Genomic DNA, 12,951 nt, shown 5'->3' with positions numbered 1-12,951 from the left:
GGAGATTAACCCTCAAGCTTGGATTTATCGCGTACCGCACCTTTGTCAGCACTGGTTGCCATGCTTGCGTAAGCTTTCAGAGCGAAAGACACTTCACGCTGACGGTTAGCCGGTTTCCAGCCAAGTTCGTCTTGTTTAGCACGGCGTGCAGCCAGCTCATCTTCAGCAACATCAAGCGTGATAGAGCGGTTTGGAATGTCGATAGTGATGGTATCGCCATCTTTAACCAGACCGATAGTACCGCCGTTAGCAGCCTCAGGGGATGCGTGACCGATAGACAGACCAGAAGTACCACCAGAGAAGCGGCCGTCAGTCAGAAGCGCACACTCTTTGCCAAGACCCATAGATTTCAGGTAAGTCGTCGGGTAAAGCATTTCCTGCATACCTGGACCACCCTTAGGACCTTCGTAACGGATGATAACCACATCACCAGCTTTCACTTTGCCGCCAAGGATACCGTCTACAGCGTCTTCCTGGCTTTCAAATACCACAGCCGGGCCCTGGAACTTCAGGATGCTTTCATCAACACCTGCAGTCTTAACGATACAGCCATCAAGAGCGATATTACCTTTCAGTACGGCAAGACCACCGTCCTGGCTGAATGCATTCTCTTTTGAGCGGATACAGCCGTTTTCACGGTCGTCATCCAGGCTGTCCCAGCGACAGTCCTGAGAGAAAGCTTCAATGGAGCGGACACCCGCAGGGCCTGCGCGGAAGAAGGACTTAACTTCGTCAGACTCACTCTTCATGATGTCGTACTGAGTCAGTTGTTCAGCCATGGTTATGCCCAGAACAGTTTTTGCCTGATTGTTGATCAGGCCGGCACGGTCAAGTTCAGCAAGAATAGCCAGTACACCACCGGCACGGTGAACGTCTTCCATATGGTATTTCTGAGTTGAAGGGGCAACCTTACACAGATGAGGAACCTTACGGGACATACGGTCGATATCTGTCATATCGAAATCCACTTCTGCTTCCTGAGCGGCAGCCAGTAGGTGAAGAACTGTGTTAGTTGAACCACCCATAGCAATATCAAGCGCCATTGCGTTTTCGAATGCTGCTTTGGTTGCTATGTTGCGTGGCAGTGCAGATTCGTCACCTTGCTCATAGTAACGCTTAGTCAGCTCAACAATACGACGGCCTGCGTTCAGGAACAGTTCCTTACGGTCAGCGTGAGTTGCCAGCATAGTACCATTACCCGGCTGGCTAAGGCCCAGAGCTTCAGTCAGACAGTTCATTGAGTTAGCTGTGAACATACCTGAGCAAGAACCGCATGTCGGACATGCGCTGCGCTCAACCTGTTCGCTCTGCTCATCAGAAACGTTTGGATCGGCACCCTGCATCATTGCATCAACAAGGTCCAGCTTGATTAGCTGATCAGAAAGCTTGGTTTTACCTGCTTCCATCGGACCGCCAGATACAAAGATCACCGGGATATTCAGGCGAAGTGAAGCCATCATCATTCCCGGAGTAATCTTGTCACAGTTTGAGATACAAACCATAGCATCGGCGCAGTGAGCGTTAACCATGTACTCAACAGAGTCAGCAATCAGCTCACGTGAAGGCAGCGAGTAAAGCATACCGCCGTGACCCATTGCGATACCATCGTCCACAGCGATAGTGTTAAATTCTTTTGCAATACCACCAGCAGCTTCAATCTCTTTTGCTACCAGCTGACCCATGTCTTTCAGGTGTACGTGACCCGGAACAAACTGGGTGAATGAGTTTACTACCGCGATAATTGGCTTACCGAAGTCTTCTTCTTTTACGCCTGTTGCACGCCATAGCGCACGTGCACCTGCCATATTTCGGCCATGAGTCGTAGTTGCACTACGGTATTTCTTTGGAGTCGACATTGTGTTTATATTCCCTGATTATTTTTGTGCTGGATAAACTGGATCTAACCAGCCCCATTTGTCTTCTGTTGTTCCGTCAAATAGTCCGAAGAAGGTGGACTGGATCTTTTCAGTCACCGGTCCGCGTTTACCTTCACCAACTGTGATCTTGTCAACGCTGCGTACAGGAACGATCTCAGCAGCTGTACCTGTCATAAAGATCTCGTCAGCAAGATACAGAGCTTCACGTGCGATATTCTCTTCACGGATCTCGTAACCCAGATCTTTAGCCAGCGTCATGATCGCATCGCGGGTAATGCCCGGAAGGATGGCACTGGTTGCCGGTGGCGTCATGATAACGCCGTTTTTGATAACAAAGATGTTTTCACCGGCACCTTCAGAAAGGTAACCGTCAACGCTCAGTGCGATACCTTCTGCATAGCCATGACGACGCGCTTCACCGCCCACAAGCAGCGATGAAAGGTAGTTACCGCCAGCTTTAGCCGCTGTCGGAATTGTATTTGGTGCTGCACGGTTCCAGCTTGAGATCATGGCATCCACACCGTTCGCCAGTGCTTCTTCACCCAGGTAAGAACCCCAAGGGAACGCAGCAATGATAAGCTCCATTTCAGTATCTGCAGGAGGGCAAACACCCAGACCAACATTACCCACAAAGCCAAGCGGGCGGATATAAGCGGAATCCAGCTTATTTTCACGCAGTGTTTCGCGGCACGCTTCCATTAGCTCATCTACTGAGTACGGGATAGGAAAGCGGTAGATCTTTGCAGAATCCTTCAGGCGCTGCATATGCTCTTCATGACGGAACACAATTGGGCCGTTTGGTGTGTTGTAGCAGCGGATACCTTCAAAAACTGACGTGCCGTAGTGCATAGCGTGAGTCAGAACATGAACATTCGCTTCAGCCCATGGAACCATCTTGCCATTGAACCAAATGTAATCAGCAGTGTTTGTTGCCATTTCAGATTCCTTCCTTAAATTTTGTATGCTGCAAGCAGCTCGTCTTTCTCTATATCAAGATTTGAGGTATTTACTTCCGTAACATCCCAAAGCTTTTCGATCTGGTTGGTGATCAGCGTAATCGGGCGATTGCTGTCTACCACGATCTCGATTTTAGCTAAATGACTTTCCTGATTCTGAGTGGCAAGTATCTGTTTGATAGCAAAACCACGGTGGCGTACCACGCGAAGAATCCGCTCAACCAGAACCGGCTTATCATTGGCAAAAATGGTAACTAGATATCTTTCCATTAGGTATTCTCCACCATGTCCTGGTTTGCTGCGCCTGGTGGCACAAGTGGCCATACGTTTTCTTCTTCCGGAATCACGACATGAAGCATGTATGCGGTTTCGCTTTCCAGCATCTCTTTCAGCGCCGGTTCTACTTCATCTTTATGGGTGATTGTTTTGCCCGGTATGCCAAAGGAGGCAGCCAGTGCTACGTAATCCGGGTTGTCATCCAGAATGGTTTCGCTGTAGCGGCCATCAAAGAACAGAGACTGCCACTGACGAACCATGCCAAGGCGCTGGTTGTTCAGAAGAACAATCTTCACCGGCAACTGCTTACGCTTGATGGTACCCAGTTCCTGAACGTTCATCATAAATGAGCCGTCACCAGTGATAAGAACAGACTGATCATCCGGACGGGCAACTTTAGCACCCACAGCAGCAGGAAGGCCAAAGCCCATAGTGCCAAGGCCTGCAGAAGTAATGTAGTTCTCAGGACGGCGTGGCTGGATATGCTGTGCAGACCACATCTGGTGCTGACCTACGTCGGTGGAGATGATAGTGCTGTCATCCATCATGTCAGAAAGCTCTTTTAGCAGCTTAGGAGCGAAGATATGGTCACCCGGGTGATCGTAGCGCCACTTAAACTTGTTTCTGAACTCATCCGTGTGCAGCAGCCATGGTGCCAGATCTCTGGTCACTTCCAACTGAGGCAGGATAACATTGATATCACCACGCAGCGGTGCATGGGCCTCACGCAGCTTATTAAACTCTGCAGCATCGATATCGATATGAATAACCTTAGCGTGAGGCGCAAAGGTATCCAGACGGCCTGTCACGCGGTCGTCAAAACGTGCGCCAACCACGATAAGCAGGTCAGACTCCTGAACAGTCAGGTTTGCTGCTTTAGTACCGTGCATACCAACCATTCCCAGGTAGTATGGGTCATGACGGTCAATGGTTCCAAGGCCTTTCAGAGTGCTTACTGAAGGCATTGGGTTAGCTTCAAGGAAGTGTCTTACACAGTCCGTTGCCTTTGCCAACTGAACGCCACCACCGACATAAAGAACTGGTTTCTCAGCTTCTGACAGAAGCTTTTGTGCTGCTTCAATACTTTCATGCGATGCTACCGGAATGGCTGGTGGCTCGAAGTAAGGAAGAGCGTGCACAGGCGCTTCAGCTAACTGAACGTCTTTTGCGATATCAACGATAACCGGGCCCGGGCGGCCAGATTTAGCCACTTCAAATGCTTCAGCCAGAGTCGGAGCCAGATCGTCGATATCTGTAATCAGATAGCTGTGCTTGGTACACGCCAGAGACATACCGATAACATCGATCTCCTGGAATGCGTCAGTACCGATAAGCGGACTGGCCACCTGACCGGTAATCGCTACAAGCGGGATGGAATCAAGAAAGGCATCTGCAAGGCCGGTAACCAGGTTAGTTGCACCCGGACCAGAGGTTGCGATACAAACAGCAACATCCTGAGTTGCTCTCGCCATACCGATAGCCGCCATAGCAGCACCTTGTTCGTGTCGGCAAAGGACGTGTTCAATACCACCATCGTAAAGGGCATCATAAATTGGCATGATGGCACCGCCAGGATAACCGAATACGGTTTTAATCCCTTCCTGCTTTAAGGCTGCAATAACTAAATCAGATCCATTCATTATTGCCTCCTGCCTGTCTGCGTTGTAAACGCGTTATTATCGCTGCACATGTTGTGTATTCCTGTACTTCTCGTTCTAGCCTCATTGAACACCTAATACTTGTTCCGGCTAATTTCTGTCTAATTTATTGATTCTAGATTGCAAAAAACCCCCGGACTTTTCAGTGCGGGGGTTTTTGGAATTCTTTATTTAGTTTTTTCCGTTCACCAGTCCCCGCGCGGTACTAATAATGACCACGTTCAGGAGAATAATGAGTGCGTTAAGTGATACGGAAAAATTCATTTATTTCGTTACAAAGTGTTTGTTTATGTTTGCGTCACTAGTGGTAACACATTAACCGCTTTGATGACAAGTAAAAACTCAGTCTTTTTTCATATTTATTCTTTTGAATCTCGCGTTATATAAATGTGGTTATAAAAAATAGCTAATCAATCATCTTTATTAACAAGGAGATATATGGGACTCGCAATTATCCGAAGCAGGGCAAGCGTTGGAGTTGAAGCACCTGAAGTGCTGGTTGAAGTGCATATTAGCAATGGTATGCCAGGTTTTGCTTTAGTGGGGCTTCCTGAAACGACGGTTAAAGAATCTAAGGACAGGGTCCGCAGCGCTATCCTTAATTCGCAGTTTGAACTTCCGCCGAAAAAGATCACCGTCAATCTGGCTCCTGCCGATTTACCGAAAGAAGGAGGCAGATTTGACCTGCCGATTGCTCTGGGAATCCTGGCTGCCTCCGGGCAGATACCGGTAAGTAAGCTCGATGATCATGAATTTATCGGAGAGCTGGCTTTGTCCGGTGAGATTCGCTCAGTAAAAGGCGTTCTTCCTGCTGCCTTAGCTGCAAACCGTTCCGACAGGTGTTTAGTCGTTCCGGATACCGATGGCGGGCAGGCTGCTCTGGTTGGTGAAGATACCCACAAGTCAGCCTCGGGTTTGGTGGAAGTATGTGCTTACTTATGTGGTCAGGGAGCTTTAGGGTTACAGGTGCCCAAAAGCTCTGAAAGCTTCTCAGACCACTCCAGAGACCTGCAGGATATTATTGGTCAGCAGCAGGGAAAACGTGCTCTGGAGATAGCGGCTGCCGGATCACACAACCTTCTGTTCGTAGGGCCTCCCGGAACAGGGAAGACCATGCTGGCATCGCGTTTGTGCGATCTTTTACCTGATATGACGGATACAGAAGCGCTGGAAACTGCTTCAGTGGCATCTTTAACTCAGCAGGAGATTAATCAGGATAACTGGAAAACCCGTCCGTTTCGTTCACCGCACCATTCCAGTTCAATGGCTGCGCTGGTTGGGGGAGGGTCGGTTCCCAGACCGGGTGAGATCTCCCTTGCTCACAACGGCCTTTTGTTCCTTGATGAGATGCCCGAATTTGAACGAAAAGTTCTCGATTCATTAAGAGAACCGCTGGAGTCCGGTGAAATAGTTATTTCCCGCGCGGCAGGTAAGACCCGTTTCCCGGCCCGGTTTCAGTTAGTTGGAGCGTTGAACCCAAGCCCTACTGGGTATTACGAAGGTTCTCAGGCAAGAGAGAATCCTCAGGCAATACTGCGTTATCTCGGCAGGCTGTCCGGTCCTTTGCTGGACAGGTTCGATATGTCTCTGGAAATTCCCGCACTGCCCAAGGGAACCCTTTCAGAAGGTGGAGAGCGGGGCGAGCCGACATCGGTGGTCAGAGAGCGAGTGCTTAGAGCTCGCGAGTTAATGGACAAGCGTGCAGGAAAGGTAAATGCGTTACTTGGCAGCAGAGAGATTGATAAGTATTGCCCGCTGGAGAAGCCAGATGCTGAATTTCTGGAGAACGCACTTCACCGCTTAGGATTATCTATTCGTGCTTATCACCGGATTATTAAGGTAGCCAGAACCATTGCAGACCTTGAAGGAAGTGCAGATATCAGCAGAAAACATCTGGCTGAGGCTTTGGGTTATCGTTCAATGGACAGGTTACTTAAACAATTAGCGGCTCAGGCGGTTTAAAAAGTGTGTGGCTAATCAGACCATTAGCGGTTTCAATTCCATTCGTCTGAAGCGGCTGTATAATTGTGCGCTGTTTTATTACTCTGTTGGCGAAATTAATAGGTTTATGTTCGGTTATCTTGTTTTAGCTGTGACTGCATTATTGGTTATTGTAAATACTGCAATCTGCTCACTGATGATTTGTGTTGCTGCTATTTTTAAGCTCCTTCTTCCCGGGAATGGCCCGAAAAAGGTGATGACAACTCTGGCAAATAAGATGATGTGGCTATGGGCTACCATCAATGTTTGGATCCTGAGTTTATTTAATCCGGTTGAGTGGGAAATTGAAGGTGTTGATCAGCTTAAGAAAGATGGCTGGTATCTGATGATATCTAACCACTTAAGCTGGACGGACATCGTTGTGCTATGCAGTGTATTTAAAGACGAAATCCCCATGCCTAAGTTTTTCCTGAAACAGCAGTTGCTGTATGTGCCGTTTTTAGGAATGGCATGCTGGGCTCTGGATATGCCGTTTATGCGCCGTTACTCCCGTGAGTACCTGATCCGCAATCCGGAAAAAAGAGGGGCGGACCTGGACAGTACCCGCCGCTCCTGCGCCAGATTTAAAAATACTCCCACTACAGTGGTCAACTATGTGGAAGGCACCCGTTATACCCATGATAAAAAGGCGCGCAGTAAGTCTGGCTACAAAAATCTTCTTCAGCCGAAATCAGGCGGTATTGCTTATACGTTGGCCGCTATGGGGGAGCAGTTTGAAAGCATTATTGATGTGACCTTAGCCTATCCGAAAAACCGCGAGAACCCGTTTAAGGCCTTATTAATGGGGAAGATGGAGAAGATAGTCGTTCACGTAAATACTCATCCTGTGGATGAAAAGGTACTTGGCGATTACTTTAACGATAAACCTTTCAAGCGGGAATTTCAGCTTTGGCTGGGGGATATCTGGAAAGAGAAAGATATCCGTCTGGAAGAAATCTATGACCAACACAGTTAATTTAAATGTTTAATACTTTCTACCAACTGTTTCCTGCCGGAGTCCGGTTTATGGTTCTGTCGGCACTGGGTTTTGCCCTGATGTCGGCTTGCGTTAAATACGTGGGTAATTACGGCATTCCTGTATTTGAAATTGTTGCGGCCAGAGCCCTGGTCTCTCTGTTTATCAGCTATCTGGATGTAAAGCGTAAGCGTATTTCCATATGGGGTAATAATAAGCCTCTGCTTCTGGCCCGTGGCGTCGCCGGAACTGCGGCGCTTATGTGTGTTTACTATTCGGTGACAACTCTGCCTCTGGCGGAAGCGACTATATTGCAGTATATCCATCCGGTATTTACAGCGGTGCTGGCGGTTATCTTTCTGAAGGAGAGGGTGCAGCTTTCTACCATCATCTGCATTGTTTTATGTTTGCTGGGTGTTTTTGTTATGGTCAGACCGACCATGGCAGAGCAGGCCGTTAATCATCTTCCTATGGTTAGCGTTGTTGCCGCTATTCTGGGGGCGTTTGGCAGCTCTGTGGCTTACGTTATTGTCCGCAAACTGAGTCAGACAGAAGACAGCTCAGTTATCATTCTTTACTTTCCAATGGTTGCCCTGCCGGTCTCCCTGTTTCTGATAGGGGATGACTTTGTCATGCCTGATCTCTATATCACGGGCTTGCTTGTTCTGGTTGGTGTGTTTACTCAGGTTGGTCAGTTAGGGCTGACAAAAGCAATGCAGACACAAGCTGCGGGTAAGGCTTCGGCATACTCATATGTGCAGATCGTTTTTTCCATCGCGATTGGTGTGGCTGTGTTCGGAGAGGTTCCATCCTTCTGGACGTATCTGGGTGGTGTATTGATTGTGACAGGTGCCTTGATTAACCTGTTCGGATCTAAGTTAAGGCTTAGCAGGCAAAAAGCCAGCTAAGCCACCTGAAGTTACCATTGCGGCATTAAAGTAAGAGGCTCTTCCTGCAATGCTGCAATCTGCTCTTTAAAGCCCAGCACCTGATTTTCCCAGTACTTAGGATCGTTAAACCAGGGGAAGGCGATAGGGAAAGCCGGATCTTCCCAGCGCTTAGCCAGCCACGCCATATAGTGAACCATGCGCAGCCCGCGCAGAGGTTCAATCAGCTTCAGCTGCGACTGGTCGAAATCACAGAACTCTTCATATCCTTCCAGAATGATGTCCAGTTGTGCCAGCTTATCGTGTCTTTCTCCGTTCAGCAGCATCCAGAGGTCCTGAACGGCTGGACCGGTTCTGGCATCATCCAGATCCACAAACATAGGCCCGTCACGCCAGAGAATATTGCCCGGGTGGCAGTCACCGTGCAGACGGATTGAGGTGAAGTCTTTATGCCAGTGCTCTTCAATGGATTTAATCAGCATATCCAGGTCACTGAAAAAAGCGTTTTCCAGATGCATGGGAATAAAGCTGGACTGGCTGAGCAGCTTTTTCGGCTGGTACAGATAATCTTCCAGACTTATCTCAGGTCTGTGTTTAAAGGTATTTTTGTTCCCGACGCTGTGAATGCGGCCCATAAAGCGGCCAACCCACTCCAGCTGTTCAAAGTTATCCACTTCAAACTGGCGTCCGCCCACGCTTTCAAACAGAGCAAACAGGTAGCCCTGATATTCATGCAGGGTCGCGCCATTGATTATTACCGGCGGTGCCACAGGGATTTCCTGCTCTATCAGTTCCAGGGTAAAGTCGTGCTCTTCCTGAATCTGCTCTCTGCTCCAGCGCTGAGGACGGTAAAATTTCACCACGTAGCGTCTGCGCTCTTCGTCGGTGAACTGATATACTCTGTTTTCATAGCTGTTAAGCGCCAGAAGGCCTGACTCGGCACGCACACCGATACTTTCCAGTGCGTACCACATAAAGTCAGGGGTCAGTGCATCAAAGTTAAAGGCACTGTTTGTTAATTCTTTATCCATGTAAACCTGCTATCTACTTCCACCGAAAAGCTTTCACTGTCGGTGAGTATAAACTGAATCGTAGTGACAGGTGAGATAAGTTTTTCAGGAGCGACCGCAAGGCTTACCGGTAAGTTAAGTACTTCCCCCGGTGTTACCCGGATGGTTTGCTGTCCGTACCATTTCACACCGGTTAATCCGCTGACATCCAACTGATACTCCTGAATCTGCTGGGTTTTGTTGATTACTTTCAGGTTGTAGGTGTTCTCAATCAGTCCGCTGCTGCTGATTTTATACAGCTGGTTTCTGTCACGTATGACGCTAAGCCCCACTGGCTCGACACTGATGGTCTGCAGGAAGAACAGCGCGATCATCATCAGCATAACGCCACCATAGCCAATCAGCTTAGGTCTCATTACTTTGGTATCTTTACCGGATAACTTGTGCTCAGTGGTGTAACTAATCAGATTAGTTTTGTATTTCATCCGCTCCATGGTCTGATTACAGGCATCAATACAGGCACCGCAGTTGATGCATTCATACTGAAGTCCGTCACGGATATCAATACCGGTTGGGCAGACCTGTACGCACAGGTCACAGTCAATACAGTCACCTAAGCCAAGCTTTTTCGGATCGGCTTTTCTTGAGCGCGGACCCCGCGTTTCACCCCGGCCGGAGTCATAACCAACGATATAGGTATCTTTATCAAACATCGCAGACTGAAAGCGGGCATAAGGACACATATGCAGGCAGACAATTGCTCTCATCCATCCGGCATTGGCATAGGTACAGAAGGCGAAAAACAGCACCCAGAACCCCGGCCAGAAACTGGTACTGAAGGTCATAAACTCAATGGTCAGCGTTTTTACCGGAACAAAGTAACCGACAAAGGTAAGGCCGGTTACGACAGCAATAAACAGCCATGCCAGATGTTTAATCAGTTTTCGTATAAACAGGCTGGTTGTGAGCTTGCCGCTGTCCTGTTTGCGCCTTTTATTGGCCGGGCCCTCCAGCTTTTCTTCAAACCAGATATATAAAAAGGTCCATACTGTCTGGGGGCAGAAGTATCCGCACCAGATCCTGCCCAGAAAGGTGGTAACAAAGAACAGGCCGAAAGCAGCAATCATAAACAGCAGTGCCAGCAGGGTAAGATCCTGAGGATAAAGAGTGGTGCCAAAAAAGAAAAACTGCTGATTGCCAATATCGAGCAGGATCGCCTGTCTCTCGCCAAAGGGGATCCAGGGAACGATGGCGAAAAGGAGCAGCAGAAACCAGGCGCCGTATCTTCTTAATTTCTGAAAGGTGCCCTGACTTTTGCGAACGTATATGCGATTGCCGGGATTAAACCTGTCCTGATTTCCTTTGTGGGTTTTGGGGTTAAAGGTTTTGGCTGTGACATCCTTTACCTCGATCTTATCCTGTCCCATTGATCTTCCTTTTTGCTGTCAGCACATCTGTTTATTTTTATCTCTGGTGCTTATTACATTGCTTAGATGTTTTATCAGGTATATTAGAAGTAAATTATATAACGGTTAACACTTTTGTATCTTTAAGGTGGTCAAATTTTAACAAGTTGGTTAGGGAGGGATTGCTTACGGGGATAAAAAACGACGCAGTCTGCGCCGTTTAAGTAATGTCTGGATTGTTGAGCTCAACCCTTTAGATTTTCTTTATTTGATTATTCCGCGGGCTTTAAGAAGTGCGGTTTTAAAGTCATCTTCCTGATCCTTTGCAAGGCCGGGAATCATCTCATCTTTTTCACTGTTGCGCATTTTCAGGTGGTAGATCAGAACATCGTCAGTCAGATCTTCCAGCTTGCCTTCATAGCCTGCTTCCTGAGCAAGTTTAACAATAAACTGCAGCAGGTTCAGATCCGGATCTTTTTGCCATTCCGGATGAATCAGCTCAATAAGTTCATTAACGCGGTGACATTTCATATTTAACTTTCTCCAAATAGTAATTATTTGGGTTAAGTTACCAGATAGCGGATGATGAGAAAACAGAAAGAAAAAAAGCGCAGTGGATAAGACTGCGCTTTTTATTATGCCGCTTTTGTAACCTGATGATCTGGGCGCTTCTGCATAGCAACTTTTTTAACCAGAGAGTTAGCTGGTGTATTTCTGTTAGCTACCGGAGCTGAGATTGAGCTACAACGGCGGCGAGACGCGCTGGTTATGTTGCGCGCGAACCTGACTGAGTGCATTAGTTTTACCTAACTGTCAGGCACATCCATTGCCAAATTAATGGCCTGATTATCTATGAGATAAAATCTCTTCTGGCAGCTGCCACTCCTATAAATAACCAGGAGTAATGATACCGACTCAAATGATTCAGATATCAGCTTTAAGCTTATCACTAACCTTCCTTAGGATCGAGGCTCCCCGGTTAAAAAATGCCGTTTTTTTAATCTGATTTGTTAAAGTGACATCTGTTTAATTCACGGGCTTTGTATGAGATTTTTGCCATAATTATCGTTAGTATGATCAGACATGCTGATTTTGATCATGGGCACATCGTAATGAAGGAGTATCGATTATGTCTTTTCTAAAGAAAACCTTAGCCAGCTTTGGCATCGGTTCTGCAAGAGTGGACTCAATACTGCAGCAGGAATATCTGAAGCCAGGAGAAAAGGCAAACCTGACTATTGAGGTTTACGGTGGCTCGACAGAGCAGGCGATCGACAATATTGATTTAAAACTCTGCTGCCGTTATTTCGGAGAGGAGACGGTTGAGCGCAGCGATGACAGCCGAAAAACCAGAAGGGTTGCGAAGACTCATATACTGAATGAATGGAAACTGCCTTACGCTTTCACCATTGAACCTGGCCAGCAGAGGGATTTTGAGGTTGAGCTGGATATTCCATGGAATGCGCCGGTGACAATTGCAGATACCAAGGTATGGCTGGAAACCGGGCTGGATATTTCCATGGCAGTGGATCCGTCAGATAAAGATATTATCACTGTCCGTCCGGATCCTCTGATGGACGGGATCTTCTCTGAGCTCGAAGAGCAGGGACTGCGCATCCGTCAGGTGGAGTGTGAAGAGACAAAAGGCTTTGCACTGCCATTTGTACAGGAGTTCGAATTTGTACCGACAACCGGGCCTTATCATGGCCGCTGGCGTGAGCTTGAGATTGTCGCGCACAGAAATGAGAAAGAGCTGGAGCTCTGGTTTGAGATCGATCGCCAGCAGAAAGGGGTTGGTGGCATGATGGCTTCATTGTTAGGAACAGGTAAGCTGAAAAGAAGTCTTACCATTCCGGCGGATACGCCTTCAGAGGAAGCCGGGAAAATGGTACTGGAGTATCTGGAATCCTCCAGTTAATGTGTAG

At 47.9% G+C, this 12,951-nt stretch carries 11 protein-coding genes; 4 read left to right on the top strand and 7 right to left on the bottom strand.

Annotated elements, in window-relative coordinates:
- Positions 1-5: 5 nt before the first annotated feature.
- From ilvD to ilvG, 4 genes are read right to left on the bottom strand one after another with little or no spacing between them, the layout of a single operon-like run.
- The gene (gene ilvD, locus L3Q72_RS14780) at positions 6-1,856 is read right to left on the bottom strand and encodes a dihydroxy-acid dehydratase (RefSeq protein WP_275130651.1); all 1,851 of its coding nucleotides are present in this window, start codon (positions 1,854-1,856) and stop codon (positions 6-8) included.
- An 18-nt stretch (positions 1,857-1,874) separates the two neighbouring features.
- Positions 1,875-2,813: a branched-chain amino acid transaminase gene (locus tag L3Q72_RS14775; protein ID WP_275130650.1), complete on the bottom strand. Its 939-nt coding sequence runs from the start codon at positions 2,811-2,813 to the stop codon at positions 1,875-1,877.
- Between the two features lie 14 nt (positions 2,814-2,827).
- A complete protein-coding gene (gene ilvM / locus L3Q72_RS14770) occupies positions 2,828-3,103 on the bottom strand; it encodes an acetolactate synthase 2 small subunit (protein WP_275130649.1) in 276 nt (91 codons plus the stop codon).
- Positions 3,103-4,749 (bottom strand): acetolactate synthase 2 catalytic subunit, encoded by a 1,647-nt coding sequence (gene ilvG / locus L3Q72_RS14765; RefSeq protein WP_275130648.1) that lies wholly within the window; start codon positions 4,747-4,749, stop codon positions 3,103-3,105. The genes ilvM and ilvG overlap by 1 nt, the downstream gene beginning before the upstream one ends.
- Positions 4,750-5,205: 456 nt before the next feature.
- Here ilvG and L3Q72_RS14760 point away from each other — a divergent pair, with 456 nt between their 5' ends.
- From L3Q72_RS14760 to L3Q72_RS14750, 3 genes are all read left to right on the top strand, one after another.
- Positions 5,206-6,729 carry a YifB family Mg chelatase-like AAA ATPase gene (locus L3Q72_RS14760; RefSeq protein WP_275130647.1) on the top strand — a complete coding sequence of 508 codons (1,524 nt, stop codon included), beginning with the start codon at positions 5,206-5,208 and terminating at the stop codon, positions 6,727-6,729.
- A 106-nt stretch (positions 6,730-6,835) separates the two neighbouring features.
- Positions 6,836-7,723 carry an acyltransferase gene (locus L3Q72_RS14755; RefSeq protein WP_275132126.1) on the top strand — a complete coding sequence of 296 codons (888 nt, stop codon included), beginning with the start codon at positions 6,836-6,838 and terminating at the stop codon, positions 7,721-7,723.
- A gap of 5 nt (positions 7,724-7,728) precedes the next feature.
- Positions 7,729-8,631 carry a DMT family transporter gene (locus L3Q72_RS14750; RefSeq protein WP_275130646.1) on the top strand — a complete coding sequence of 301 codons (903 nt, stop codon included), beginning with the start codon at positions 7,729-7,731 and terminating at the stop codon, positions 8,629-8,631.
- 11 nt (positions 8,632-8,642) lie between these two features.
- On the opposite strand, the gene L3Q72_RS14745 is transcribed toward L3Q72_RS14750, so the two are convergent.
- The 3 genes from L3Q72_RS14745 to L3Q72_RS14735 form a co-directional block, all read right to left on the bottom strand.
- Positions 8,643-9,641: a serine/threonine protein kinase gene (locus L3Q72_RS14745; protein WP_275130645.1), complete on the bottom strand. Its 999-nt coding sequence runs from the start codon at positions 9,639-9,641 to the stop codon at positions 8,643-8,645.
- Complete coding sequence (gene ccoG, locus L3Q72_RS14740) at positions 9,626-11,047, bottom strand: cytochrome c oxidase accessory protein CcoG (protein WP_275130644.1); 1,422 nt, start codon at positions 11,045-11,047, stop codon at positions 9,626-9,628. The genes L3Q72_RS14745 and ccoG overlap by 16 nt, the downstream gene beginning before the upstream one ends.
- 243 nt (positions 11,048-11,290) lie before the next feature.
- A complete protein-coding gene (locus tag L3Q72_RS14735; RefSeq protein ID WP_275130643.1) occupies positions 11,291-11,557 on the bottom strand; it encodes a YihD family protein in 267 nt (88 codons plus the stop codon).
- 598 nt (positions 11,558-12,155) lie between these two features.
- Between L3Q72_RS14735 and L3Q72_RS14730 the strand changes: the two genes are divergently transcribed.
- Complete coding sequence (locus L3Q72_RS14730; RefSeq protein WP_275130642.1) at positions 12,156-12,944, top strand: sporulation protein; 789 nt, start codon at positions 12,156-12,158, stop codon at positions 12,942-12,944.
- Positions 12,945-12,951: the final 7 nt, after the last annotated feature.

This window comes from Vibrio sp. JC009, from assembly GCF_029016485.1.
In the GTDB taxonomy this organism is placed as follows: Bacteria; Pseudomonadota; Gammaproteobacteria; order Enterobacterales; family Vibrionaceae; genus Vibrio.
The sequence above is the reverse complement of the archived record's forward strand: the minus strand, read 5'-3'. Positions and strand labels throughout refer to the sequence as shown.

Excerpts from the sequence above, each read along its gene's own strand:
- ilvD (WP_275130651.1), bottom strand. The coding sequence starts at position 1,856 with ATGTCGACTCCAAAGAAATACCGTAGTGCAACTACGACTCATGGCCGA.
- L3Q72_RS14755 (WP_275132126.1), top strand. The coding sequence starts at position 6,836 with ATGTTCGGTTATCTTGTTTTAGCTGTGACTGCATTATTGGTTATTGTA.
- ilvM (WP_275130649.1), bottom strand. The coding sequence starts at position 3,103 with ATGGAAAGATATCTAGTTACCATTTTTGCCAATGATAAGCCGGTTCTG.
- L3Q72_RS14730 (WP_275130642.1), top strand. The coding sequence starts at position 12,156 with ATGTCTTTTCTAAAGAAAACCTTAGCCAGCTTTGGCATCGGTTCTGCA.
- L3Q72_RS14735 (WP_275130643.1), bottom strand. The coding sequence starts at position 11,557 with ATGAAATGTCACCGCGTTAATGAACTTATTGAGCTGATTCATCCGGAA.
- ilvG (WP_275130648.1), bottom strand. The coding sequence starts at position 4,749 with ATGAATGGATCTGATTTAGTTATTGCAGCCTTAAAGCAGGAAGGGATT.
- ccoG (WP_275130644.1), bottom strand. The coding sequence starts at position 11,047 with ATGGGACAGGATAAGATCGAGGTAAAGGATGTCACAGCCAAAACCTTT.
- L3Q72_RS14775 (WP_275130650.1), bottom strand. The coding sequence starts at position 2,813 with ATGGCAACAAACACTGCTGATTACATTTGGTTCAATGGCAAGATGGTT.
- L3Q72_RS14760 (WP_275130647.1), top strand. The coding sequence starts at position 5,206 with ATGGGACTCGCAATTATCCGAAGCAGGGCAAGCGTTGGAGTTGAAGCA.
- L3Q72_RS14745 (WP_275130645.1), bottom strand. The coding sequence starts at position 9,641 with ATGGATAAAGAATTAACAAACAGTGCCTTTAACTTTGATGCACTGACC.
- L3Q72_RS14750 (WP_275130646.1), top strand. The coding sequence starts at position 7,729 with ATGTTTAATACTTTCTACCAACTGTTTCCTGCCGGAGTCCGGTTTATG.